This is a genomic window from Bradyrhizobium sp. CCBAU 51753, from assembly GCF_015291565.1.
In the GTDB taxonomy this organism is placed as follows: Bacteria; Pseudomonadota; Alphaproteobacteria; order Rhizobiales; family Xanthobacteraceae; genus Bradyrhizobium; species Bradyrhizobium ivorense.
On the sequence record NZ_CP030037.1, the window covers coordinates 244,437 to 269,410 of the forward strand.

Genomic DNA, 24,974 nt, shown 5'->3' on the forward strand with positions numbered 1-24,974 from the left:
TGTTCATGGGCCGATTCAATGTTCCGTATTCTTACGTGCATTTCCGGTGAGCATGACTGGCGGCTCGTTCTGCTCGCCGGCCTTGTCTGTTTCGTTGCCAGCATCGTTGCCGTCAACATCTTCCATCGCGCGATGGCGTCGCAAGCAAGGACGCGCCTGATCTGGATCGCGATCGCCGGCGCGGCGATCGGCTACGGAATCTGGGCGACGCATTTCATCGCCATGCTCGCCTATGAGCCGGGCGTGCCGACCGGTTACGCCATTGCGCTGACCGCGCTGTCGCTCGCTGTGGCGATGATGCTGACATCGGTCGGCCTCGGCTTTGCCGCGAGCGAGACCAGCCGCTGGCGCGCGCCGGTCGGCGGCGCGGTGATCGGGGCCGGCATCGCCTCCATGCACTATCTCGGGATGTGGGCGCTCGAAGTGCCGGGCCACGTCACCTGGTCGCTCGACCTCGTGGCCGCCTCGATCGTACTCGGCATGCTGTTCGGATATGCCGCGCTGGCGATCGCGGTCCGCCACCAGGACCGCTGGATGTCGCTGGCGGCGGCGCTGCTCCTGACGCTTGCGATCGTTTCGCATCACTTCACGGCGATGGGTGCAGTGGGGATCATTCCCGACCCGTCGCGGGTCTCCGACGCGCTCTCGCTGTCGCCCGCCTTCCTCGCCGTCACCATCGCCGGAGTGGCGCTGACGGTGCTCGGGATGAGCATGGTCGGCGTGCTGGCCGACCGGCGGCTTGCACTGCGCACCAGCCGCTTCGAGGAGATCATCAGTCAGCTTTCGCACGCGCGCCAGCAGGTCGAGGCGCAGCAGAACGAGTTGCAGGAGCAGAAGCTCCGGCTCGACACCGCCATCAACAACATGGGCGAAGGCCTCTGCATGTTCGATGCGGATAAGCGCCTCGTCGTGTGCAACGACCGCTACGCCAGGATGTACCGGCTGCCGCCGGAACTGCTGATGTCGGGCACGCCGCACGGCGAGATCATCCGGCATCGGATCGCCAACGGCATTCTCAAGGGCGAGACCAGCGACACCGCTGCGACCAAGGTGCTCGCGACGTTGAATGCGCTGCCGGCCAACGAGACCACCAGCCGGATCGACGAGCTCGCCGACGGCCGGCTGATCTGCGTCACCCGGCAGCCGATGCCGAGCGGCGGATGGGTGGCGACCCATCGCGACGTCACCGAGCAGGTGCGCTCCGAAGCCAAGATCACCCACATGGCGCAGCACGACGCGTTGACCGATCTGCCCAATCGCGTGCTGCTCAAGGAGCGGATGGAACAGGCGCTGGCGGCGACGCTGCGCGGCGGACCGAGCTTTGCGGTGCTGATGCTCGATCTCGATCGCTTCAAGGAAGTCAACGACACGCTCGGGCATCCGGCGGGTGACGCGCTGCTGCAGGCGGTGGCGGCACGGCTGCGCCGCTGCGTCAGCGAGTCCACGCTGATCGCGCGCCTCGGCGGCGACGAGTTTGCGGTGATCGACTATGTCACCGATCCGGTCGCGGATGCAGGCCAGCTCGCCGAGCAGATCAGACGGGCGTTGAGCGAGCCGGTCGACCTCGGCGATCACCGGGTCACCACCACGACCAGCATCGGCATTGCGATCGCGCCGCGCGACGGCACAGATTCGGACGAGATCCTGCGCAGCGCCGACCTTGCGCTGTATTCGGCCAAGAGCGGTGCGCGCGGCTCGTTCCGCTTCTTCGAGCCCGAGCTCGACCGGCAGCTGCAGGCCCGGCGCAGCCTGGAGCGCGACATGCGCAGCGCGCTCGCGCACGGAGAGTTCGAGCTGCACTATCAGCCGTTCATTCATGTCGTGAGCGGCGAGACCTGCGGCTTCGAAGCGCTGCTGCGCTGGAATCATCCGGAACGCGGCCGGGTATCACCCGCGGATTTCATCCCGCTCGCGGAAGAGACCGGCCTGATCGTGCCGCTCGGCGAATGGGTGCTGATGACGGCCTGTGCCGAGGCCGCGAAATGGCCCGACGATCTCAAGATCGCCGTCAATCTGTCGCCGGTCCAGTTCCGGAGCCCGGAGCTGGTCCCGATCGTGATGCGCGCGCTGGCGAACGCCGGCATCGCCTCGCACCGGCTCGAGCTCGAGGTCACCGAGACCGCCATCATCCACGACAGCGAGACGGTGTTCGCGGTGCTCGCTCAGCTGCATGCGCTGGGGGTGCGGATCGCGCTCGACGATTTCGGCACCGGTTATTCGTCGCTGAGCTTTCTGCAGAAGTTTCCGTTCGACAAGGTCAAGATCGATCGCAGCTTCGTCTCCGAACTGTCGGGCGCGAGCGACGAGTCGCGCCGGATCGCGCGCGCGGTGGTTCGCTTCGCGGTCAGCCTCGGCAAGACGACCACGGCCGAGGGCGTCGAAACCCGGGAGCAGCTCGACATCCTGCGCGCCGATGCCTGCGTGGAAGTGCAGGGCTTCCACTTCAGCCCGCCGGTGCAGGGCGCCCGGGTCGCGCAAATGATCGGCGAGCGGGCGCCGGCCGAGGCGCCGCGCCCTGCCGTTCGCCGCGCCATGGCGGAGGCCGCATTCTGATCGCGGGCGGCCGCCCCGATTGCGGCTCGTGAGGCGTAACGCCGCAGCACGCGGCCAAACGCAAATTGCGCGCGGTCACCACGGCGGTTTTCGCGACCGTTAGAATTTCTCTAAAGCATGCCCCTGACAGCGCTGCCTTGACTTGGCAAGAGCCTCGGCTTCCTTCACGCATGTGTTCTGCGCGACGGCGTTTCGCGCATGATCGAAAATGGAGGGGAGATGCGCGTGAGCGTCATTCGGAGTGCTGTGCTTGCTGTGTCCTTGCTGGGGCTGATGGGATCGACGGCGCTGGCCGACGGCTTCAAGAACTGCACCAAGCTCGACAAGGCGTCGTGGAAGCCTGCAGCCGACGCAGAAGCCAAGGCCAAGGCGGCCGGTTACGAGGTGCGGCGGTCCAAGGTCGAGGGCTCGTGTTACGAGGTCTACGGCGTCAAGGAAGGCAAGCTCTACGAGCTGTTCTACAGCCCCGAAGATCTCAGCCTGAAGAAGACGATCGCGAAGTGAAGCCGAGCATGATCCGGACCGGCACGGCCGCGTTAGCGAAAAGTGCGAAGCGGTTTTCCGACCAGATCATGCTCAAGCAACAAGCGAAAGCACGATGAGCGAGACGGTGCACGGTCTGCGCGATGCGTCCACAGCGGCGCCCGCGCAGCGCACGGCGTCGCGGACGGTGCAGGTCTGGGACCTGCCGCTGCGGCTCTGGCACTGGGCCCTCGCGGTCCTGGTGCTGATCGCGTGGCTGACGCCGAGCACCTATGACCGGCTGCACCGGCTCTCCGGCTATGCGGTGATCGCCCTGCTGGCGTTTCGGCTGGTTTGGGGCTTTGCCGGCACGCGCTATTCGCGGTTCAGCAAGCTCGGCGTCCGCTTGCGCGCCGCGCCGCGCTACATCTGGAATCTCCGCCGCGGCATCACCGGGCGCTATATCGGGCTCAACCCGGCTGGCACCATCATGCTGGTGGCGCTGCTGCTCTCGCTCGCGGTCTCGACGATCACGGGCGCGATGTCGGTCACCGTGACCTTCTTCGGCGTCTGGTGGGTCGAGGACACCCATGCTTACGCGTCGGATGCGGTCATCATCCTCGCCGGGCTGCATGTGCTGGGCGTCGTCGTGATGGCGATCCTGCAGCGGCAGAATTTGGTGCGCGCGATGTTCAGCGGGCGCAAGCACCTCGGCCATCACTGACGGCGCGCGAAGCGCGCTACTGCACCGGCGGGTCGCCGCTGGTGCGCTTCTTGGCGAGGTCCATCTCGGTGATGGCGATCAGGATTTCGGCGCGCGTCTTTAGGTCGGGCGCCTCCAGCATCGCCTGCTTCTCCGCGGCGCCATAGGGCGACATCATCGCGAGCGCGTTGACCAGCGCCTCGTTGGGCGCGGCCTCGATGCCTTCCCAGTCGACCTTCAGCTTGTTGGCTTCCAGGAAATCGGCGAGCACCTCGAGCAGCGCCTTGCGGTCGACCGCGTCCTCGCCCTTGCGCGCGGTGAAGTCGCCGGTGAAGGAGAAGAAGTCGACCTTGCACTGCCGGTACGGCGTCTGCACGTTCAATTCCTCGACCACCTTGAAGCGGGAGACGCCGGTCAGCTCGAGGATGTAGCGGCCGTCGCCGGATTCGGCGAGCTGGGTGATGCGGCCGACGCAGCCGATCTTGAACAGCACCGGCTTCGCCTCCTTCGGCGAATGGGTGACGTCGGGCTGGATCATCCCGATCAAACGGTGGCCGTCGCGCAGCGCGTCGTCGACCATCGCAAGATAACGCGGCTCGAAGATGTTGAGCGGCATCTGACCGCGCGGCAGCAGCAACGCACCGGGCAGCGGAAACACCGGGATCACTTCCGGCAACTCGCCGGGCCCGCGATATTCGGCATTGATCGGCATCTGCGGTCCCGCTGCTGTTACCGGCGCGCTCCGAGCATGATCCGGAAAAGTGTGAAGCGGTTTTCCGACAGGATCATGCTCAAACAATATCCTAAAGCGCGACCTTGTTGCGCTTTAGGAGAAGAGGATGGTCGACAACCGCTTGCGCCCCTCGACGGTTGCCTCATCGGTGCCGCCCCACGCTTCGAAGAATTGCACCAGCTGCTTGCGCGCGCCGTCGTCGTTCCACTTGCGGTCGCGCTTGACGATGGCGAGCAGCTGCTCGGTCGCCTCGACGCGCTTGCCCATCGCATTGAGGGCGGTCGCGAGATCGAATCTTGCCTGATGATCGAGCGGGTTTGCGGCGACTTTCTGTTCCAGCTCGGCAACGGGGCCAACCGACTGCGCCTGTTCGGCGAGGTCGATCGCGGCCTGCACCGCCTTCACCGCGGCATCATTGCGCTTGGACTCCGGAACCATCGCCAGCGTTTGCTTGGCCTGCTCGACCGCGCCGGTCGTGATGTAGCATTTTGCCAGCCCGGCCAGCGCCGCGATGTTGGTGGCATCATGCGCCAGCACTTCGGCATAGATCTGCGCCGCGGCGGCGGCATCGCCCTCGGCGAGCACGGCCTCGGCCTCGGCGATGATCTCGGCGAGATTGGGCTCGCCCGCCGCCGGCACGCCCTTGGTGATCTTCTCGATGAAGGCGTTGACCTGGCTTTCCGGCACCGCGCCCATGAAGCCGTCGGCGGGCTGGCCGTTGACGAAGGCGATGACGGCCGGGATCGACTGGATGCCCATCTGGCCGGGGATCGCCGGATGCTCGTCGATGTTCATCTTGACCAGCTTGACCCGGCCCTTGGCGTTGCGGACCGCCTTCTCCAGCATCGGGGTGAGCTGACGGCAGGGGCCGCACCAGGGCGCCCAGAAGTCGATCATGACCGGCTGGCGGCGCGACTCCTCGATGACGTCCTTCACGAAGGTCTGGGTCGTGGTTTCCTTGATCAGATCGGGCGCTGCCTCGGGCGTGGGGCCGCCCTGCTCCATTATCGTCACGTTGTCCTCGCCTGTCGTCTGAGGTCGAAAAAGCTGGAGGCGTTCTAGCACGCTCCACACGGCCGGTTCAGCCGTTCTGTCAGGCTAAATGGCGGTCAGCCAGCAAAATTCAATCGCTTATGGCGCCGACCAGTTCCATCGGAGATCGGGTGGATTCGGCCCCACGGCGGCCGATCATGGCGATCCGTTGCGGCAAACCGGGGATCGCCCATGGCAAAGGCCTATTACAGCACCGTGTTCGAGCAGCCGGCCGGCGAGGTCTGGAAAATCATCCGTGATTTCAACAATTACCCGGTCTGGGTCCATGGCGCGGGTTTTAGCGAGATCGAGGAGGGCAAATCCGGCGACACCATCGGCGCGGTGCGCAGCGTGCTCTACCGGGAGCGGCGGATCCGGCAGCGGCTGCTCGCGCAGTCCGACACCGACCGTTTCCAGACCTACGAATTCGCCGATGCCCCGACCCTGCCGCTGCAGGATTTCCAGGCCACGTTGCGGGTCACCCCTGTCATCGACGGCGATCGCGCCTTCATCGAATGGTCCGCGGTGTTCGATTGCGATCCCGACTGCCGCACCGAGCTGAGCCGGACCCTGACCGGCTGGTTCGAAACCTGGCTCGAATCGCTGCGGGACCGTATGGCGCTCTGAGGCCGGTTCCCCGCGGGCCGCGAAGAAAATTTTGGCCCGGCCCGGTTTGGGGCCGATTCGAGCGCAATTTTTAAGGAATTCACGCTATTTCGACAGCTTCGGACCGTGCTCTTGTGTTGCATTCATGGAGCGCATTTGGCATAGGTCTGCCGTTGTCGGCGAGCGATCGCCGCCATCTCGGATGCGGGTGTAGCTCAGTGGTAGAGCACGACCTTGCCAAGGTCGGGGTCGAGGGTTCGAGCCCCTTCGCCCGCTCCAAACTTCTCGCTGACCGAGCTGACAGTCTGATGAAGGCCCGCTGATTTGAGGCGGGCTTTTTGCTTTTCGCAGGATTGGTTGGGCCGCTCCGCCTGGTCCGTCATCGGCGCGTCGATGTCCAATTAACCGTCCCGGCGGCTGTTCTCAAAACTGATAGAAATTTGTGGTGTTGTCGACGCCGGACCCAGGTGGTGGCCGCGATCGCCGCGTGCGATCCGGCAAGCAGCACAGATGCCGGTAAGTTGGAAGCCAGAGCGGGGACTGAAACGACGCATGGCGCGCGCGAGCATTGCTGCGCTTGTCGTTCTCGGCTGCAGCTCGTTGTGCGCGCCGGCCTCGGCGCAGTTGATGCCGGGGGACACGGCATATGCGGCGGCTCCCGCCGCGCCGCCCAGCTTTTTTTCCGCGCCTGACTTCGATCCGCAGGACCGGCCACGCACCCGCGTCTACATCCCGACACGGTCGCATTCGGGCGGCAGCCAGAACTTTTGTGTCAGGACCTGCGACGGCCGCTACTTCCCGCTGCCGCGCCTGAGTGAAGCGGTCAATGTCAGCGCATGCGAGGCGGTCTGCCCCGCCGCCGAGGTGCAGCTGTACGCGGGTGCCGACATCGAAAGCGCCAGGACCGAGCAGGGCCTGCCCTACAAGACGCTGGCGAATGCGTTTCGCTTCCAGCGCGAGATCGTGCCGCAATGCGCGTGCCGTGCCGGCACGCCCGGTCTTTCGCCTGTCGCGATCGAGAACGACATGACGCTGCGCACCGGCGACATCGTTGCGGCGGATGATGGCTTCAAGATCGCGGCGGTCTCCGGCGGGCATCGGCGCAGCGTTCTGTTCAGGCCGCTGTCGAAGGCGCGCGCGCAGGCGCTCGGCCTCGCACGCATCTCGTCCAGATAGCCGACGCGATATGACGCGTTGGCTTCGCGCGAATATTGCGTTGCAATGTGCGCGGAAATCGTCCGAGGCAAATTGCGCTCAAAATTTAGTCGCTCAACTTGTTTTGACTGCAGCGCAGCACAAAGCGGGCTGCACTTCTCAGCCGCATCGGATGTGCTACCATTTTGCCGTCTGACCTACCTCCAGACCGCCACCATCATCTCTCAAGGCGTTCAAAATCAATAACAGCGGCAGGCTGCAACGGCCTGCATAGGGGAGTGACGCGATGAAATCGGCTTTCAATCGATCCATATTTGCGTTCGCGGCGATTGCATTGCTGGCGGGGACGACCTTCGCCAGTGCGCAGCAACAAACAGACAAGAACCGGGCGCTGAAGAAATACGAATCGGGCACCAAGGAATTTTGGACCCATCCGCCGGATGACTGGTTCCTCGGCGACGAGACCGAGGCGCAGAAGGGCCTTGCGCCGCCGTCCGGTCCGCCGACCGGCGCCTCAGATACCGAGCTCGCGGCGATGATGAAGAAGATCAAGCTGCCGCCGGGCTTCAAGATCGAGGTCTACGCCTCCAACGTGCTCGCGGCGCGGCAGATGGCCTGGGGCGACAAGGGCACGCTGTTCGTCGGCTCGTTCGGCCTCGGCAACGTCTATGCGATCAAGGACAACAACGGCAAGAAAGAGGTCAAGACCATCCTCAAGGGCCTCAACATGCCGACCGGGCTCGCCTTCCAGAACGGCGCGCTCTACGTCATCGCGGTCGACAAGCTGATCCGCTACGACAGTGCCGAAGCCAATCTCGACAATCTCGGCAGCGGCAAGGTGGTGTATGACGACATGCCGTCCTATGCCGCGCATGGCTGGAAATACATCGCGGTCGACAAGGACGGCTGGTTCTACCTGCCGTTCGGCCCGCCCTTCAACATCGGCATCCCGCCGACCTCGGTGTCGCAGATCCGCCGCGTCGATCCGAAAACCGGCAATGCGGAAATCGTGGCGCTCGGCGTCCGCAACTCGGTCGGCGGCGACGTCGATCCGCGCACCGGCAAGTACTGGTTCACCGAGAATGCGCGCGACTGGATCAGCGACGATCTGCCGAGCGACAAGCTCAACATGATCTCGAAGATCGGCGAGCATTTCGGCTATCCCTATTGCCACCAGGGCAACCTGCCGGATGACAAGTTTGCGATGGGCCACAAGTGCTCGGAGTTCACCCCGCCGGTGTTCAATCTCGGCGCCCACGTCGCTCCGCTCGGCATGAAGTTCTATACCGGCAGCCAATTCCCGGCCGAGTACAAGAACAGCATCTTGATCGCCGAGCACGGCTCCTGGAACCGGCACAAGTACCAGGGCGGCCGCATCGTGCGGATCACCGCTGGTCCCGACGGCAAGAACGCCAAGCAGGAGATCTTCGCGTCGGGCTGGATCGAGGGTGACCAGGGTTATCTCGGCCGTCCCGCCGATATCGTGCTCGACAAGGACGGCTCGATCCTCGTCGCTGACGACTGGGCCGGTGCGATCTATCGCATCAGCTACAGCAAGAAGTAACCGGCTAAACACCAATGAGGCTGCGGTGGCCGACAAGGCGGCCGCAGCCTCATGTTTTTTTGACTTTCGATCGGACGCGCGCCGACGTATCCGGAACTCACGATCCTCGATCGGGGTTATGACATCCGGGCCTGCGCTTGACGCATCCCAAGAAAACGATCGCAACACTCTCCTCGCGAAAGCGCTGTCCCCATGCTCAACAGATTGGTATTACGTGCCACCCTCGGCGTCGTGCTTGCGTTCGCGATGGCGCCAGGCCAGGCCGCCGACGTCGCTGCCGGCAAAACGAAGGCCGAGGTCTGCATCGGCTGTCATGGCGAGAACGGCCTCTCGCAGATCGAGAATATTCCCTCGCTGGCCGGCCAACTCGATCAGTTCGTGCAGTGGCAGCTGGTATTCTTCCGCGCCGGCGCCCGCAAGAACGACCAGATGCAGCCGATCGTCGAGCAGCTCACGAACGACGACATCCGCAATCTCGGCGCCTATTTTGCCTCGCTCGAGCCATTCAAGGGCGGCAAGGACGACAATCCGGAATTGTCGGAGAAGGGCAAGCAGGCCGCCGCCGGCCGCCGCTGCGCCTCATGCCACACCGACACCTATGTCGGCACCAAGGCGGTCGCCCGCATCGCCGGCCAGCGCGAGGATTATCTCGTCAAGGCACTGCACGACTACAAGTCGGGCCTGCGCTCCGGCGGCGCCCAGGCCGCGATGGCCGACGTCGCCTATCCCTTGAGCGACGAGGAGATTACCGCGCTCGCGCATTATCTCGCGCATCTGTCGCCGCAATAAGCCGTAGCCCGGATGAAGCGTAGCGCAATCCGGGGCCGCTGCATCGGCGGAAACGACCGCCCCCGGATTACGCTGCGCTCCATCCGGGCTACGAACTAACTCGCCCGCTGCTTCTCATACGCCTTGAGATGCGTATACGCCGTGCGCAGCTTCGGCACGGGGATCTTCGCCGCATCGGCGCGCACGATCAGATCGCCGATCACGTGATCGGCCTCGACCGGCAGCCCCGCTCTGATGTCGCGGAACATCGATGCCGTCATCGGCGAGCCTTCGGTGGTGAGCAGGCCGCGGGTGCGCTGGAAGAACGAACCACCGGGCGCGTGGCCGGCGTCGGCGGCGATCGCGCTGCATTCGTCCAGAATGCCGAGCAAAAAGTCCTTGCCGCCGGGCGCGGCCAGGATGTTGCCGACCGAGGTCCGCATCAGGCTGGTCGAGGCGGCGAGCGAGGCCAGAAACACCCATTTCTCCCACATGTCCTGCATCACGTGGTCGCTGGCGGCCGCGCCGTTGATCGCGGAGAAGGTGTCGGCGATGGCGCGCACCCGGTCCGACAGGCCGCCGGCGCGTTCGCCGAAATTGAGCGACTGCATCGGCTGCAGCTGCACCACCTCGCGCTTCTCGTTCAGCGTCGCCGCGATCGCACACAAGCCGCCGAGCACGTGCTGCGCCCCGAACCTCTTGTCGAGCGCATCGAGATGCAGCATGCCGTTGAGCAGCGGAATGATCGCGGTGTTGTCGCCGACCGCGGGTGCAAAGGACTTGATTGCATCGTCGAGATCGAAGGCCTTGCAGCTCAACAGCACGACGTCGAACTTTTGCGACAGCTTGTCGGCCTGCACGGTCGGCGGATTCGTCAAGGTCGCATCGCCGTTCGGGCTCTTGATCACGAGGCCGGCCGACGCCAGCTCGGCGGCGCGGCGCGGCCGGACCAGGAAGGTGACGTCGCGGCCGGCCTCAAGCATCCGGCCGCCAAAATATCCGCCGATCGCACCGGCGCCGACCACGAGAACGCGCATGGGATTTTTCCCTTCTTTGTCGTCCGCGGCTCGCGGGCGAATAGCGAATGGTGAGTAGCGAATAGATAAGAAGTCTATTCGCTACTCGCTATTCGCCGTTCGCTCATCTCACTTTCCCGACACCAATTCCTCGACTTCGCGGAGCTGCTCCTTGCCGAAGAACATCTCGTTGCCGACGAAGAAGGTCGGCGAGCCGAATGCGCCGCGCTCGACGGCCTTCTGGGTGTATTCGATCAGCTTGCCCTTCACCTCGGCTTCCTGCCCGCGGGCGAGCAGTTTGGCGCCGTCGAGACCCGAGGCGGTGAGGGCTTTGGCGGCCACTTCCGGATCGTCCATCTTCTTCGGCTCGACCCACATATGGTGGAACGCGGCCTCGATATATGGCTCGAACACGCCTTCCATCTGCGCCGCGACCGCCGCGCGCATCAAGTTCAACGTGTTGACCGGGAAGAACGGGTTCCAGACATAGGGCGCGACGTTGAAGCGCTTGAGGAAGCGCTCGGTCTCGACCTGCTGGAACTCGGGCTTGTTCTTGACGCCGGCCAGCGTCTCGGCCGGCGACTTGTTGTTGGTGGCCTTGAAGATGCCGCCGAGCAGGATCGGGACATATTCGAATTTCACGCCGGTGCGCTGCTCGATGGCCGGGATCGCCTTGTGGCTGAGGAAGGCGTTGGGACTGCCGAAATCGAACAGGAATTGCGGATTTTGGCTCACGGCAGTCTCTCCCTGAAGCTTCGCTTGGCACAGGCCTGCTGCCGCAGGCCCAGTGCGTAGAATATGATACTCATCATGTGAGCCGTGCGACGGGTTGTCAAACGCTGGATCGGCCGCGCATACGCGCCATTCCGCACCCGGATCGCAGGGTCCGGAACAACGCGCGGCAAGGCGGCGCGCTAATCCGCCTGATCGCTGTGGGCGAGGCTGATGGCGTGGTCGCGGATATCGGCGGGCCAGTCCGCGATCAGCGTCGCAAAGCGCCGGCGGTCGTGCGCGAACAGCGCGCGGATCGCGTCCTCGTAATGCGGCCGGTTGCCGGCCATCGTCGTCATGAAGCGATAGGCCGCGTCCTGGGCGAGGCGGGTGCGATCCTTGTCGCCGCTGGCGCGGCGGGCCTCGTCGATCAGCTTGCGGATCGCGACCGATGCGCCGCCTTTCTGCTGCGCCAGCCAGTCCCAGTGCCGCGGCAGCAGCGTGATCTCGCGCGCGACGACGCCGAGCCTGGGACGGCCGGGGCCGCGCGGCGCCGTGGCCGCCGGTGGCTCTTCCGCCGGCGCAGTGGCCGACTTCGGCAGACGCTTGAGCACCTCGTCGACCGAGCCGCGATAATCGATGTCGACCAGGGCCGAGGTGTGGCCGTTGAACACGAGGATCGCGGCGTCCTTGCGCCGGTCCAGCAGCTGCTTGGCCGTGCGGACAACCTCGGGGAGGTCGCCGGCGGCGATGCGGCGCTCACCCTCGAAGGCGACGTAGGCGGGATTCATTGCGGACCTCTCGGGTTGCGCGACATATTGTCCGGGTAATTTTTGATGGCCGTAGTGCCTCGATCTCGACTTTCTCGCGGCCGGCTGGCACCAAACAGTGCTCGACTGCGCTGAGGCTTCAGAGGACACCCATGCTGACCGTTCATCATCTCAACAATTCCCGCTCGCAGCGCGTGCTGTGGCTGCTCGAGGAGTTGGGCGTTCCTTACGAGATCGTGCGCTATCAGCGCCAGCCCGACATGCGCGCGCCGAAGGAGCTGCGCGCGATCCATCCGCTCGGCAAGTCGCCCGTGATCACCGACAACGGCAACACCATCGCGGAATCCGGCGCGATCCTCGACTACATCATCGCCACCTACGGCAATGGCAGGCTGATCCCGCCGGCCGGTACGCCGGAGCGGCTGCGTTTCACCTACTGGCTGCACTATGCTGAGGGCTCGGCGATGACGCCGCTGCTGCTCAAGCTGTTGTTCACGCTGATGCCGAAGCGCGCGCCGGCGCTGCTGCGGCCGCTGGTGCGCAAGGTGTCCAACACGGCGCTGTCCACGCTGGTCAATCCGCAGATCAAGCAACACATGGCCTATTGGGAGGGCGAGCTCGGCAAGACCGAGTGGTTCGCCGGCAACGAGTTTACCGGCGCCGACATCCAGATGAGCTTTCCGCTCGAAGCGGCCGCGGCGCGCGGCGGGCTCGAGGACGGCCATCCGAAATGCGTCGCCTTCCTCGCGCGCATTCACGCGCGCCCGGCCTATGTGCGAGCGCTTGAGAAGGGCGGGCCATACCAGGTCGGCCGCTGATTTCGCGCTCATCGCGGCAACTCGATGAGCGGCAGCAGCCGCGAATCCGACAGCGCCGCGGTGCGGTGTCCGATGCCGGCGAGATAGGCCTCCGCCACTGCAAAGGCGAGGAAGGCGCCGCGGCTCTTCTGCCGGATCAGCATGGCGCGGTCCCAGCGCTCGCCCTCGGGCCCGATCAGGAACGCGCCGCCTTCGCCCATGAACAACAGATCGCCGCCGCTCTTGCGCAGCAGCGGCAGCGTGTGCGCGACATAGCGGTCATAGGCCTCGGCGCCCGAGATCGGCTGCGGCGGGGCGAGCTCGGGACTTTGCGAATAGTCGGCGATCGCACGGAAGCGCAGCAGATTGAGCATCACCATCTCGCCGGCGATCTCGCGCTGGGCAAAGGCGCGTCCGGCGTCCCAAGTCGGCTCCAAATAGGTCGGCTCCAAGTGGCAGGCGGTGTTCATGTCCGGTCGTCCCGTCGGGCTTCGATGGACATGTTTTACCCGGGTCTTATTGCCATGTCAATAATACCCGGATATAAATAGGCGAGCGACAGGAGCCCGCCATGAAAACCGAGACCCGAAAACTTGCCACCGCCGACTACAAGAAGCGCCTGAGCATCGCCGGCGTGTTCGCGATCCGCTGCCGCGCGAGCGGCGAGATCTGGGTCGGGCAGGCGTTCGACCTCGACAAGATCCAGAACCGGATCTGGTTCACCTTGCGGATGGGCGATCATCGCAACGCCGAGCTGCAGCGCGCGTGGTCGGCGCACGGCGAACAAAACTTCGCGCTCGAAGCGCTCGAGCGCATCGCGGACGAGGAGCTCGCCTATGTCCGCGATACGCTGCTCAAGGAGCGCGTGCAGCACTGGCGCGCGCAACTCAATGCGTCAGCGATCTAGTGCGACGGTAACGCCTGCACGGTGACGCCGGGCGGCGGCACGTCGTCGTCGGGCACGAAGAAGTCCGCCATCAGCGGTACCGACGGATCGACGCGGTAGTGCTCGAAGTCGCGCATGCCGTTGGCATAGAGCACCTTGTCGTCGATGCAGAACTGGCCGGTGAACTCGCGCGCCGGCCGGGTGAAGATCGCATAGGCCGCATCGCCCATGATCTCGGGCGTGCGGCTGGCCCGCATCATGGTGTCGCCGCCGAGCAGATTGCCGACCGCGGCGGTGGCGATCGTGGTGCGCGGCCACAGCGCGTTGACCGCGATGCCGGCGGCCTTCAGCTCGCCGGCGAGGCCGAGCACGCACATGCTCATGCCGAACTTCGCCATCGTGTAGGCGGTCGAATGCTCGAACCATTTGGTCTTCATGTCGAGCGGTGGCGACAGCATCAGGATGTGCGGGTTCTCCGCCTTCTTCAGATGCGGGATGCAATATTTCGACACCATGAAGGTGCCGCGGGTGTTGATGCCCATCATCAGGTCGTAGCGCTTCATGTCGGTCGCCTGGGAGGTGGTCAGGCTGATGGCGCTGGCATTGTTGACGCAGATGTCGATGCCGCCGAATTCGGCCACCGTCTTCTCGATCGCCGCCACCACCTGCGTCTCGTCCCTGATGTCGCAGATCACGGGCAGCGCCTTGCCGCCGGCGGCGCGAACCTCGTCGGCCGCGGTGTAGATCGTGCCCTTCAGCTTCGGATGCGGCTCGGCGGTCTTGGCCGCGATCGCAATATTGGCGCCGTCCCGTGCCGCCCGCAGCGCAATCGCCAGCCCAATGCCGCGGCTCGCACCCGAGATGAACAGCGTCTTGCCCTTGAGCGATGTCATTGCACGACCTCCAGTTAGGGACGCACTCCGTCAGGCTCCCTCTCCCCTTGTGGGAGAGGGTTGGGGGTGAGGGGTATCCTTCCACACGGCGCGTCGCGTGGAGAGATACCCCTCACCCGGATCGCATTCCGCTTCGCTTCATGCAATCCGGCCTCTCCCACATCCGCCTTCGCCAAGGCTTCGGCGGACAGGAGGGGAGAGGCGAAGCGGAGCAAGCGGCTTGACCATGTCGCGACCGCTTTCAATCCGCATGCAGCACCCGCCCGCGCGTTTCCGGCAACGCGTAGGCGGCGAGGAAGAACACGCCGTAGGCCGCCACCGCGAAGATCGCGATCGCGTTGGCCAGCGAGGTCGTGGTCGAGAGCGCGCCGACCAGGAACGGGAACAGCGCGCCGATGCCGCGGCCGAAATTGTAGCAGAAACCCTGGCCGGAGCCGCGCAGCCGTGTCGGATAGAGTTCGGTCAGGAACGCGCCCATGCCGGAGAAATAGCCCGAGGCGAAGAAGCCGAGCGGGAAGCCCAGCACCCACAGCACCTCGTTGGAGAGCGGCAGCTGGGTGTAGAGCAGCACCACGGCGATGGCGCCGAGCGAGAAGATCAGGAACAGGTTGCGGCGGCCGATGCGGTCGGCGAGCCAGGCGCCGACCAGATAGCCGATGAAGGAGCCGATGATCAGGGTCGCGAGATAGCCGGTCGAGCCGACCACCGACAGCTTGCGTTCGGTGGTGAGGAAGCGCGGCACCCAGAAGGTGATGGCGTAGTAGCCGCCCTGCATGCCGGTGCCGACCAGCGACGCCAGCAGCGTCGTCTTCAGGATCGGCCCCTGAAAGATCTCCCACAGCGCGGCCGGGCCGCTGCCGGACGCCTGCTGCTGCGCCATGGTCGCGGCGGAAATCTCCGGCTCGGTGACGTAGCGGCGCAGATAGAACACCAAGAGCGCCGGCAGCGCGCCGATCACGAACATCCAGCGCCAGGCGCTTTCCGCCGGCAGGATCGAGAACAGCACCGCCTGCGACAGCACCGCGAGGCCCCAGCCGACCGCCCAGCCCGATTGCACCGAGCCGACCGCGCGTCCGCGATATTGCGGCCGGATCGCCTCGCCGATCAGCACCGCGCCGGCGGCCCATTCGCCGCCGAAGCCGAGCCCGAGCAGCGCGCGGGCGATCAGCAGCTGGTCGAAATTCTGCACCAACGCGCAGACCAGCGAGAAGAACGAGAACCAGATGATGGTGAGCTGCAGCGTCTTCACCCGCCCGATGCGGTCGGAGAGATAGCCGCCGAGCCAGCCGCCGACGGCGGAGGCCAGCAGCGTCACCGTGCCCGCAAGGCCCGCGGTGCCGGGGTCGACCTTCCACAGCGTGATGATGGTTCCGATCACCAGCGGATAGATCATGAAATCCATGCCGTCGAGCGTCCAGCCCGAGGCGCAGGCCCAGAAGGTGTGCCGTTCCTTGTTGTTCATGTCGCGATAGAAGGCGAGGAGGCTGGTGTCCTCGATCTCGGCGATTTCCATCGGTTTGGATTCGGCTTGGCTCATGCGCGCTTCCTTGGAAGATTTGTCGCCAGCTTCTGAACCGCGGCCGGCTTTGCGGAAGGAGCAACTTAGCCCGATGCCGGTGGGTGGGCAAAGGCGTGTTTGCGCCGTGCCCACCATCGGTAGTGTGCTCGTGATCGTGGGTACACTTCCGCCTTCGCTCTTCGAGCTACGGCGCGACGGGTCCGCTTTGCCCGCCCTGCGATTTACTGCCCCGCCGCCTCCGACCCCCGCGTGCGCGGATCGGGCGCGCCGAGCAGACCATTCGGCGTCACGAGGATCGAGTTGGCGGAGGAATAGCCCAGCGGCTCGACCAGCTTGTGGCCCTTGCTTCGCAGCTCGGCCAGCACATCATCGGGAAAGCCGCGCTCGATCCTGACCTCGTCGGGCAGCCATTGATGATGGACGCGCGGCGCGGCCACCGCGGCCGCGATATCCATCTTGTAGTCGATCACGTCGACGATGATCTGCGTCACCGCGGAGATGATGCGGCTGCCGCCGGGCGATCCCGTCACCAGCACCACCTTGCCGTCCTTCAGCAGGATGGCCGGCGACATCGAGGACAGCGGACGCTTGCCGGGGCCGGGCAGGTTGGCCTCGAAGCCGACTAGGCCGAAGGCGTTGGCGGCGCCGGGCGCGGCGGTGAAGTCGTCGAGCTCGTTGTTGAGCAGCACGCCGGTGCCCTCGGCCACCAGGCCGACCCCATAGGGGAAGTTCAGCGTATAGGTGTTACTGACGGCGTTGCCGCTGGCATCGACCACCGAATAGTGCGTGGTGTTGTCGCCTTCCTTCGGCGGCTTGGCGTTCTGCACATCGACCCAGGGCGTGGCACGGGCGAGATCGATGGTCGCGCGCTGCTTGGCGGCATAGTCCTTGGACGTCAGCAATTGCGTCGGCGCGTCGACGAAGGCGGGATCGCCGAGATAGCGCGCGCGGTCGGCATAGGCGCGCTTCATGGCCTCCAGCATCACATGCAGCGACGTGGCCGAGCCCTGCTTCATGTCGGACATCAGCAGGCCCTCGAGAATGTTGAGGATCTCGATCAGCACGACGCCGCCGGAGGAAGGCTGCGGCATCGACACCACATCGTAACCGCGATAGCTGCCGCGCATCGGCGTGCGGATCACCGGCTGGTAGGATTTGAGATCCTCAAGGGTGAAGATGCCGCCGGCATTGTTGATGCCGTTGACGAGCTTCTCGGCGACCGCGCCCTGGTAGAAGCCGCGCGGGCCCTGCTCGGCAATCGCCGTCAGCACCGCCGCGAGATCGCCCTGGATCAGGCGGTCGCCCTCGCGCAGCGGCCTGCCGTCGGCGTTCGAGAACGTCTTTGCCGAATTCGGCCAGCGCGACATCCGGCGGTACATGTCTCCGAGCGTGTCCGATGTGTCGTCGGTCACGATAAAGCCGTCGCGGGCGAGATCGATCGCGGGCTTGAGAATCTGCGCCAGCGTGAAATGGCCGGAGCCGTATTTCTCCAGCGCCAGCGCGAGTCCCGCGACCGTGCCGGGCACGCCGATCGCCAGCGCCGAGTTGCGTGACTTGTCCGGATCGGGCTTGCCGTCGGCGCCCAGGAACATGTCGCGGGTCGCGGCCTGAGGCGCGGTCTCGCGATAGTCGATGGCGATATCTTCATTGCGGCCGGCGAGGTGGATCACCATGAAACCGCCGCCGCCGATATTGCCGGCGCGCGGATAGGTCACCGCCATCGCAAAGCCGGTGGCGACCGCGGCGTCGACTGCATTGCCGCCCTGCCGCAGGATGTCGGCGCCGACCTGCGCGGCGAGCTTCTCCTGCGCCACCACCATGCCGTGTTCGGCGGGAACGCTGCTGACGGCGTCAGGAGCCGGCGGCGAATAGAACCGGCGCTGCTCCTGGCTGAATGCTGGTGCGGAGATGCCGATGACGAGGAGCGCGGCAAACAGCCGCCGCGAGAGTGTTGCTGCCATCGAGAGCCCCGCCCTGTTCATCGCCATCCGGTATTCACCCAACAAGCTCATGCTATATGGGAACGGATTGCAGAGGCGAAAGCCTGCGCGTGATCGGACTTTTGGGAATAGCTTTGGCGATGACGACAATTGAGACGGGTACCGACAGCGCAAAAACCTATCCGGGCCGCGCTGCCGTCGTCAGCTGGATCTTCTTCGACTGGGCCGCGCAGCCTTATTTCACGCTGATCACGACCTTTGTGTTCGCGCCTTATTTTGCTGGCTTTGTCGCGTCCGATCCGGCGAGCGGGCAGGCGCTGTGGGGCTTTGCCACCGCAGCCGCCGGGCTCGCCATCGCCCTGCTGTCGCCGGTGTTAGGAGCGATCGCCGATGCCAGCGGCCGGCGCAAGCCGTGGATCGCGGGTTTCGGCGCGCTGCTCGTGATCGGCGCCAGCGCGATGTGGATCGGCAAGCCGGGCAATCCGGACGTCATTCCTGCGCTGCTGCTGGCGTATGCGATCGCCAGCGTCGGCGTCGAATTCGCCACCGTCTTCAACAATGCGATGATGCCGACCCTGGTGCCGCCGGACAAGATCGGGCGGCTGTCAGGCACCGGCTGGGCCACCGGCTATGTTGGCGGCATTTTGAGCCTGGTGCTGGTGCTCGGCTTTCTCGCCGCCAATGCCGAGACCGGCCGCACGCTGTTCGGTCTCACCCCGCTGTTCGGGCTCGATCCGGTCACGCATGCCGGCGACCGCATCACCGGGCCGCTGACCGCGCTGTGGTTCGTCGTCTTCGTGACGCCAATGTTCCTGTTCACGCCGGACTATCCGGCGAAACGTCCGATCCGCGACGCGCTTGGCGAAGGCCTGCGCGAGCTGCGCGAATCCCTGGTGAGCCTGCCGAAGCAGAAATCGATGGCGCGGTTCCTGCTCGCGAACATGATCTACACCGACGGGCTGGTCTCGCTGTTCGCATTCGGCGGCATCTACGCTGCCGGCACGTTCGGCTGGGACACCATCCGCATCGGCACCTTCGGCATTATTCTCGCGATCGCCGGCACGTTCGGCGCCTGGCTCGGCGGCAAGCTCGACGATGCGCTGGGTCCGAAGCGGGTCATCACCGGCAGTCTCGTGATCCTGCTGTTTGCGATCGTGGTGATCCTCACCGTGAACAAGGACTCCATCCTGTTCATGCCGGTCGCGCCGCCGGTGCCCGATGGCCCGTTGTTCGCCGGCGCCGCCGAGCGCGCCTACATCGTGCTGGGCTGCCTGATCGGCGCCGCCGGCGGGCCGCTGCAGGCCGCCTCGCGCACGCTGCTGATCCGCCTCGCACCGAAGGATCGCATCGCGCAGTATTTTGGCCTGTTCGCGCTGACCGGCAAGGTCACGTCATTCATCGGCCCGCTCCTGATCGGCGCGATCACCGCCGCGACCGCGAGTCAGAAGGCGGGGATGGCGGTGCTGGTGGGATTCTTCGTGCTGGGGCTGGCGCTGCTGGCACGGGTGCGCGCGTAAACCACCACCGTCGTCCCGGCGAAGGCCCATAGGCGCTAAAATAGGATTTGCACGTTAGATTCGTGTGTGATTCCAAGGAGAGATGGGACACGAATCGCTTTTGAACGAAGACTGGGCGCATGTTGTGACTCGGCTTGGTGGTGCCGAGGCGTTGGAGGTTGGCGCGCGCGAGACGAAGGCGTTTGTGCGTCCGCGCGAGATCAGCAATGCGGTCGATTTGCTGCGGCTGATCCTTGCGTATTGTCTGGGCACGAGAGGCCTGCGGTTGACGGCGGCATGGGCAACCTCGGTGGGCCTTGTCGATATTTCCAATGTGGCTCTGTTGTATCGCTTGCGTCAGAGTGGGGATTGGCTGGCGCAGCTGATAGGCCGGGCACTTGCGAGCGCTGCGCCGAAGGCAAGCCGCGGTCGACTGATCCGCATCGTTGACGCCACGACGGTGCCCAAGGCTGGAACCGGCGGCAGGCAGAAGAACGCGGTGTGGCGCATCCACAGTGCGTTCGATCTTCCGCGAGAGCGTTTTGGCCACTTCGAGCTGACTGATCAGCGCGACGGCGAGACACTGGACCGGATTCCGGTGGTTGCCGGCGAGATCCGTCTTGCCGACCGCGCCTATCTGCAACCGGAGCGCATGGCGCATCTGGTCGAGGCCGGTGCGGACTTCGTGATCCGCTCGGGCTGGAAGAGCGCCCGCTGGCTGGATCGCAAAGGCAATCTGATCGATCTCGTCGTCGAACTGCGCAAGGCCTCGGCACGCGGCATGATCGACCGGGCGATCTGGATAAAACGCAAGTCTGGTGGCTCGCCGCTCGCTGTCCGTTTAGTTGCCGTCAAGAAGCCGGCCCAAGCGGCCGCAACTGCACGGCGCAAGGCACGCAGGACGGCCCAGAAGGGAGGCCATCAACTCTCCAGGCAAACGCTTGAAGCCGCAGATTGGGTGATCCTGGTGACCTCGCTCAAGCCCGAGGACTTCTCAACGGCTGACGTGCTTGCCCTTTACCGGCTGCGATGGCGGATTGAACTCGGCTTCAAGCGACTGAAGAGTCTGATCGGCTTGAAGGGACCTCCAGGAACCGACGAGCGGTCAGCCAGACCCCATATCCTCGCTCATCTACTGATCATTCTTCTGCTCGAGCCGCTTGTCGACGAACTCGAGGACTCTCCCCGCTTGGCCGAAGCCGCCTGACCGGACCTGCAGCATGGCGCCTGCTCCGTCAGCTCACCGCCTCACTGCTCCAAGCCATCATTCCCCAGCCAACGATCGCACGTCTGCGCAGAGCCAGCGTCGCTCTCCAACGACATCTGCGCGAGTCTCCGAGACGCAAGCGCCGCTATCAGGCCATGATCGAACTATCTTAGCGCCTATGGGCGAAGGCCGGGACCCAAACCGCGTGATCTATCGAAGGCGCGCTGGGGTTAGTTGTCCCTCACCAAGCAAGATCGGTGGTCGGGTCCCCGCCTTCGTCGGGACGACAACCGATGCATCAGTGCCGGAAATGCCGCACGTCGGTGAACACCATGGCGATGCCGTGCTCGTCCGCGGCCTTGATCACCTCGTCGTCGCGCATCGAGCCGCCGGGCTGGATCACCGCGGTGGCGCCGGCTTCGATGCAGGCGAGCATGCCGTCGGCGAACGGGAAGAACGCATCCGAGGCAACCACCGAGCCCTTGGTCAGCGGCTCGGCGAGCTTCAGCTCGGCCGCCGCATCCAGCGCCTTGCGCGCGGCGATGCGGGCGGAATCGACCCGGCTCATCTGGCCGGCGCCGATGCCGACGGTGGCGAGATCCTTGGCGTAGATGATGGTGTTCGACTTGACGTGCTTGGCGACGCGGAAGGCGAATTTCAGGTCGCGCAGCTCGGCGTCGGTCGGCGCGCGCTTGGTCGCGACCTTCAGATCCATGTCTTCGACCACGGCGTTGTCGCGGCTCTGCACCAGCAGGCCGCCGGCAACCGTCTTGGCGGTCAGGCCGACGGCGCGCGGGTTGGGCAGGCCGCCGGCGAGCAAGAGGCGCAGATTGCGCCGGCCGGCGATGATCGCGATCGCCTCCTCGGTCGCGTCGGGCGCGATGATCACCTCGGTGAAGATGCCGATGATGGCGCGCGCCGCGTCCGCATCGAGCGTGCGGTTGACCGCAATGATGCCGCCATAGGCCGAGGTCGAATCGCAGGCGAGCGCGCTGCGGTAGGCGGTGGCAAGGTCCGGGCCCTCGGCAACGCCGCAGGGATTGGCATGCTTGACGATGACGCAGGCCGCCGTGCGCTGCGGATCGAACTCGCCGACGCATTCATAGGCAGCATCAGTGTCGTTGATGTTGTTGTAGGACAGTTCCTTGCCCTGCAGCTGCCGCGCGGTCGCAACGCCCGGCCGCTTCTCCGGCGTGGCGTAGAACGCCGCGGTCTGATGCGGGTTCTCGCCATAGCGCAGCGACTGCAGCAGCCGGCCGCCGAAGGCGCGGAAGTCCGGCGCCTTGGTGTCGAGCTGCACGGCAAACCAGTTCGAGATCGCCGCGTCATAGGCCGCGGTGCGCGCGTAAGCCTTGGCGGCGAGACGGCGGCGCAGGCCAAGCGAGGTCGCGCCGTTGTGCGCGGTGAGTTCCTCGAGCACCGACTGATAGTCGCTCGCCTCGACCACGACGGCGACATCGTCGTGGTTCTTGGCCGCGGCGCGGATCATCGCGGGGCCGCCGATGTCGATGTTCTCGATGCACTCCTCGAAGCCGGCGCCTTTGTCGACGGTGGCCTCGAACGGATAGAGATTGACCACCAGGAGATCGATCGGCGCGATGCCGTGCGCGGCCATCGCGGACGCGTGCTCCTTGTTGTCGCGGATCGCGAGCAGGCCGCCATGCACCTTCGGATGCAGCGTCTTGACCCGGCCGTCCATCATCTCGGGGAAACCGGTGAGCTCGGAGACGTCCTTGACCTGTAGCCCCGCCGCCGCGATCGCTTTCGCAGTGCCGCCGGTCGAGACCAGCTCGACGCCATGGTCGGACAGTGCCCTGGCAAAATCGATCAATCCGGTCTTGTCGGAAACCGACAACAGAGCGCGGGTCACGCGGCGAAGCTGTTCAGTCATCTGAGGAAATCCCTGGCTGTTAAGGCAGCCGGGTAGCACGGTTTGGCGGGGACCGAAACCGGTTCCGGACGCCGATTCCCCGGAAATTGCGGGCGATTGGGGAGCAATCAGACCCGTCACCCTGAGGTGGCCGCTTCTTCAGCGGCCCTCGAAGGGTCGACGGCCACCAGCCGGGCCGTGCATCCTTCGAGGCTCGCCGAAGAGGCTCGCACCTCAGGATGACGGGGATAGAGCGACCATGTCACTCGTCGTCCCGGCTCCAGTGCGCAATTGCGCACTAGGCCGGGACGGCGCCGAATCTTGGTGTCGAAGGCCGGCTGCCCCGCCGCCGGCTACTTTGCATGGGGTTGTTTTCGCCATTTTGGCAGCGCCCCCCTCAGGCCGTCTCTACAGCGGCAGTTCCGGCTCGCGGCGGGCGTTGCGGCGGGCGTTGGTGGCGGAGGCCGAGGTCGAGGAGCGGACAAAGCTCCAGCGGATGGTGGAGGCGGCCCGGGCGTCCTGCCGGATCACGATCTGGGAGGTGCGGCGCGGGCCGTCATTGCCGGCGAGGAACACGCTGTCCTCGAGCTCGACCTTGTCGTCAACAGCCTCGAAGGTCCAGACGTCGCGGTTCGGCAGCACCAGCATGACGCCGCGCGCGTCCGACAGCCGGCTCGCCTTCACCGACGGGTGCAGATGGAAGCGCAGTGCGAAATCGGCGTCGCTGCCCTTGATGCGGCCGCTCGGCGCCGGCGCGACCTGGTCCTCGCCTTCGAGGCGGGTGCCGTCGTCGGAGACCATCAGCACGCGGCGGTGGATCACGCCGAAGCGGGAGAGATAGCCGTCATGCGACGCGGTGAGCATGTCGCCGTCGCTGATGGCCTCGCGGCGGCTCTCGACATTGCTGGGGCCTGAGGTGATCGGCGAGCCGCGCAGCAGCCGCTTCATCGCCGACAGCTCGACGAACTGGCACGACGACGCCTCGTGATAGGTCAGCGTCGAATGCGCCGCGGTGGAGCGCGCGAACGGCCGCCAATTGTCGCGGCCAGTCGACGGCATGCCGCAATTGACCACGATGCGGCTCGCCCCGGAGGAGAACTCGAACGACAGGCAGCCGGCATGCGCGTCCTGGCTGACGCTCGGCGGCGGCGGCGCGCCGGTGTCGATGATCAGCGCGGTCGTGCCGGCGTCGATGCGCTGGAACCCGGAATGCGGCATGTTCGACATCGGCACGCCGCGGGTGTCGTCATAGGCGAGCAGCGTCGCGACGAGATCGGAGGGCGCGGTCGACATGCCGTTGAACAGCGCAAAGCTGCCGTCGCCGTGACGGAAGAAGCGCAGCATCGGCATCATGCGGTCGATGGCGTTGAGCAGCGCCGGCGGCGGCGCGATGTTCCGCGCAGCAAAGGTCTGGCGCAGCGGCAACAGATCGCTGAGCAGCTCGACCAGCGCGCCGGGATTGCGCGAGATGTGGCCGCCGTCGGGCAGGATCTGGCGCTGCAATTCGTCCGACAGCTTCCGCGAGGCGGTCTTGATGTTGCGCGCCTGGTTGGCGAGGCAGAGCGAGGCGTAGCACAGCGCGATCAGCACCTGCAGGCGCGGCACGCCGTCATTGTCGAGCGTGGAGTAGCGCAGATATTTGATCTCGCGCGCCAGCCCGCGCAGATATTTGCGGTAGAATTTGCCGTCGGTATCGCCGAGCACCAGCGGCGCCTGCGACAGCAGCGAGATGACACGGCGTGCGCGCACGTCGGCGCGGCGTTCCAGCGGCCGCTTGCGCGCCTGGTTGGAGATCCAGTCGTCGACCAGCGAGCGGGCGTTGGCGCGGGTCAATGCGGTGTCGGCGGCGCGCAGATGACGCAGCCAGCCGAAGCCGAGCAGCGCGGCTTCCCAATCCTCCGACGGCGGCTCGAGATCGAATATCGAGCGGCCGTGGCAGGTGACGATCTTGCCCGCGAACACGAAGCGCCCGGCATAGATCTCGGCGGCGCGGGTGGCGTCGGCGGTCCTGAGATCGTGAGGGGCGATGATCAGGCGGTCGGTGCGACCTGGCCACAGCCGCGACAGCGCGACGGTTCCCCCGCTCGCGCGCGCAATCATGCTGCGCGCGAAGCGGCCAGCAATCAGCGTCGAGATGCGTCTGCTTTGAGCGACCGACACGCCTAACCTTGTGGGGAGGAGTTGTTCAACGAATCCTTATTTAATCCGGAAACGCGGCCAAGAAAACGTGCCAAGAAAACGTACCCAAGAACGCACTCGGACACGGTCTTGTCACGCGCGCGAATCACTGCAA

Annotated in this window: 22 protein-coding genes and 1 tRNA gene; 12 read left to right on the forward strand and 11 right to left on the reverse strand. The window is 65.5% G+C overall.

Annotated elements, in window-relative coordinates; genetic code table 11:
- Positions 1-18 precede the first annotated feature (18 nt).
- The 3 genes from XH93_RS01145 (at position 19) to XH93_RS01155 (ending at position 3,739) form a co-directional block, all read left to right on the forward strand.
- Positions 19-2,553 (forward strand): EAL domain-containing protein, encoded by a 2,535-nt coding sequence (locus XH93_RS01145; protein WP_194472063.1) that lies wholly within the window; start codon positions 19-21, stop codon positions 2,551-2,553.
- A gap of 225 nt (positions 2,554-2,778) precedes the next feature.
- Positions 2,779-3,057: a PepSY domain-containing protein gene (locus XH93_RS01150; protein WP_371814907.1), complete on the forward strand. Its 279-nt coding sequence runs from the start codon at positions 2,779-2,781 to the stop codon at positions 3,055-3,057.
- 94 nt (positions 3,058-3,151) lie between these two features.
- Entirely contained in the window at positions 3,152-3,739 is a 588-nt protein-coding gene (locus XH93_RS01155) for a cytochrome b/b6 domain-containing protein (protein ID WP_194472065.1), read from the forward strand.
- A 16-nt stretch (positions 3,740-3,755) separates the two neighbouring features.
- Here XH93_RS01155 and XH93_RS01160 read toward each other — a convergent pair whose 3' ends face one another.
- Positions 3,756-4,430, reverse strand: a complete 675-nt coding sequence (locus XH93_RS01160; protein WP_194472066.1) for an LON peptidase substrate-binding domain-containing protein — start codon at positions 4,428-4,430, stop codon at positions 3,756-3,758.
- Positions 4,431-4,544: 114 nt separating this feature from the next.
- Positions 4,545-5,465 (reverse strand): thioredoxin, encoded by a 921-nt coding sequence (gene trxA / locus XH93_RS01165; RefSeq protein WP_172626590.1) that lies wholly within the window; start codon positions 5,463-5,465, stop codon positions 4,545-4,547.
- Between the two features lie 210 nt (positions 5,466-5,675).
- Between trxA and XH93_RS01170 the strand changes: the two genes are divergently transcribed.
- The 5 genes from XH93_RS01170 (at position 5,676) to XH93_RS01190 (ending at position 9,597) form a co-directional block, all read left to right on the forward strand.
- On the forward strand, positions 5,676-6,110 hold the full coding sequence (locus XH93_RS01170) for an SRPBCC family protein (protein WP_194472067.1): 435 nt from the start codon (positions 5,676-5,678) through the stop codon (positions 6,108-6,110).
- 183 nt (positions 6,111-6,293) lie between these two features.
- Positions 6,294-6,368: transfer RNA gene (locus XH93_RS01175), tRNA-Gly, on the forward strand.
- 273 nt (positions 6,369-6,641) lie between these two features.
- Positions 6,642-7,265, forward strand: a complete 624-nt coding sequence (locus tag XH93_RS01180; protein ID WP_194472068.1) for a DUF2865 domain-containing protein — start codon at positions 6,642-6,644, stop codon at positions 7,263-7,265.
- Between the two features lie 265 nt (positions 7,266-7,530).
- Positions 7,531-8,808, forward strand: coding sequence for a sorbosone dehydrogenase family protein (locus tag XH93_RS01185; protein WP_194472069.1), 1,278 nt, complete (start codon positions 7,531-7,533; stop codon positions 8,806-8,808).
- A gap of 192 nt (positions 8,809-9,000) precedes the next feature.
- A complete protein-coding gene (locus tag XH93_RS01190; protein WP_194472070.1) occupies positions 9,001-9,597 on the forward strand; it encodes a cytochrome c in 597 nt (198 codons plus the stop codon).
- A gap of 95 nt (positions 9,598-9,692) precedes the next feature.
- Here XH93_RS01190 and panE read toward each other — a convergent pair whose 3' ends face one another.
- The 3 genes from panE to XH93_RS01205 form a co-directional block, all read right to left on the reverse strand.
- The gene (gene panE / locus XH93_RS01195) at positions 9,693-10,613 is read right to left on the reverse strand and encodes a 2-dehydropantoate 2-reductase (protein ID WP_194472071.1); all 921 of its coding nucleotides are present in this window, start codon (positions 10,611-10,613) and stop codon (positions 9,693-9,695) included.
- A 108-nt stretch (positions 10,614-10,721) separates the two neighbouring features.
- Positions 10,722-11,327, reverse strand: coding sequence for a 2-hydroxychromene-2-carboxylate isomerase (locus XH93_RS01200; RefSeq protein ID WP_194472072.1), 606 nt, complete (start codon positions 11,325-11,327; stop codon positions 10,722-10,724).
- Positions 11,328-11,506: 179 nt separating this feature from the next.
- On the reverse strand, positions 11,507-12,094 hold the full coding sequence (locus XH93_RS01205) for a DUF2239 family protein (RefSeq protein ID WP_194472073.1): 588 nt from the start codon (positions 12,092-12,094) through the stop codon (positions 11,507-11,509).
- A gap of 131 nt (positions 12,095-12,225) precedes the next feature.
- On the opposite strand from XH93_RS01205, the gene XH93_RS01210 reads away from it, so the two are divergent.
- Positions 12,226-12,891 carry a glutathione S-transferase family protein gene (locus XH93_RS01210; RefSeq protein WP_194472074.1) on the forward strand — a complete coding sequence of 222 codons (666 nt, stop codon included), beginning with the start codon at positions 12,226-12,228 and terminating at the stop codon, positions 12,889-12,891.
- Between the two features lie 8 nt (positions 12,892-12,899).
- On the opposite strand, the gene XH93_RS01215 is transcribed toward XH93_RS01210, so the two are convergent.
- Positions 12,900-13,340 carry a DUF1330 domain-containing protein gene (locus tag XH93_RS01215; RefSeq protein ID WP_194472075.1) on the reverse strand — a complete coding sequence of 147 codons (441 nt, stop codon included), beginning with the start codon at positions 13,338-13,340 and terminating at the stop codon, positions 12,900-12,902.
- Between the two features lie 101 nt (positions 13,341-13,441).
- Between XH93_RS01215 and XH93_RS01220 the strand changes: the two genes are divergently transcribed.
- Positions 13,442-13,777, forward strand: coding sequence for a GIY-YIG nuclease family protein (locus tag XH93_RS01220; protein ID WP_194472076.1), 336 nt, complete (start codon positions 13,442-13,444; stop codon positions 13,775-13,777).
- Here XH93_RS01220 and XH93_RS01225 read toward each other — a convergent pair.
- The 3 genes from XH93_RS01225 to ggt form a co-directional block, all read right to left on the reverse strand.
- Entirely contained in the window at positions 13,774-14,649 is an 876-nt protein-coding gene (locus XH93_RS01225) for an NAD(P)-dependent oxidoreductase (RefSeq protein ID WP_194472077.1), read from the reverse strand. The genes XH93_RS01220 and XH93_RS01225 overlap by 4 nt on opposite strands.
- A gap of 241 nt (positions 14,650-14,890) precedes the next feature.
- Positions 14,891-16,186: an MFS transporter gene (locus tag XH93_RS01230; RefSeq protein WP_194472078.1), complete on the reverse strand. Its 1,296-nt coding sequence runs from the start codon at positions 16,184-16,186 to the stop codon at positions 14,891-14,893.
- Positions 16,187-16,389: 203 nt separating this feature from the next.
- Entirely contained in the window at positions 16,390-18,129 is a 1,740-nt protein-coding gene (gene ggt / locus XH93_RS01235; protein ID WP_194472079.1) for a gamma-glutamyltransferase, read from the reverse strand.
- 119 nt (positions 18,130-18,248) lie between these two features.
- Between ggt and XH93_RS01240 the strand changes: the two genes are divergently transcribed.
- Entirely contained in the window at positions 18,249-19,625 is a 1,377-nt protein-coding gene (locus XH93_RS01240) for an MFS transporter (RefSeq protein WP_194472080.1), read from the forward strand.
- Between the two features lie 82 nt (positions 19,626-19,707).
- Positions 19,708-20,811 carry an IS4 family transposase gene (locus XH93_RS01245; RefSeq protein WP_194472081.1) on the forward strand — a complete coding sequence of 368 codons (1,104 nt, stop codon included), beginning with the start codon at positions 19,708-19,710 and terminating at the stop codon, positions 20,809-20,811.
- 298 nt (positions 20,812-21,109) lie between these two features.
- Here the strand turns inward: XH93_RS01245 and purH are convergent, their stop codons facing one another.
- Positions 21,110-22,702 carry a bifunctional phosphoribosylaminoimidazolecarboxamide formyltransferase/IMP cyclohydrolase gene (purH, locus tag XH93_RS01250; protein ID WP_194472082.1) on the reverse strand — a complete coding sequence of 531 codons (1,593 nt, stop codon included), beginning with the start codon at positions 22,700-22,702 and terminating at the stop codon, positions 21,110-21,112.
- Between the two features lie 387 nt (positions 22,703-23,089).
- A complete protein-coding gene (locus tag XH93_RS01255; RefSeq protein ID WP_194472083.1) occupies positions 23,090-24,841 on the reverse strand; it encodes a heparinase II/III family protein in 1,752 nt (583 codons plus the stop codon).
- Positions 24,842-24,974 lie beyond the last annotated feature (133 nt).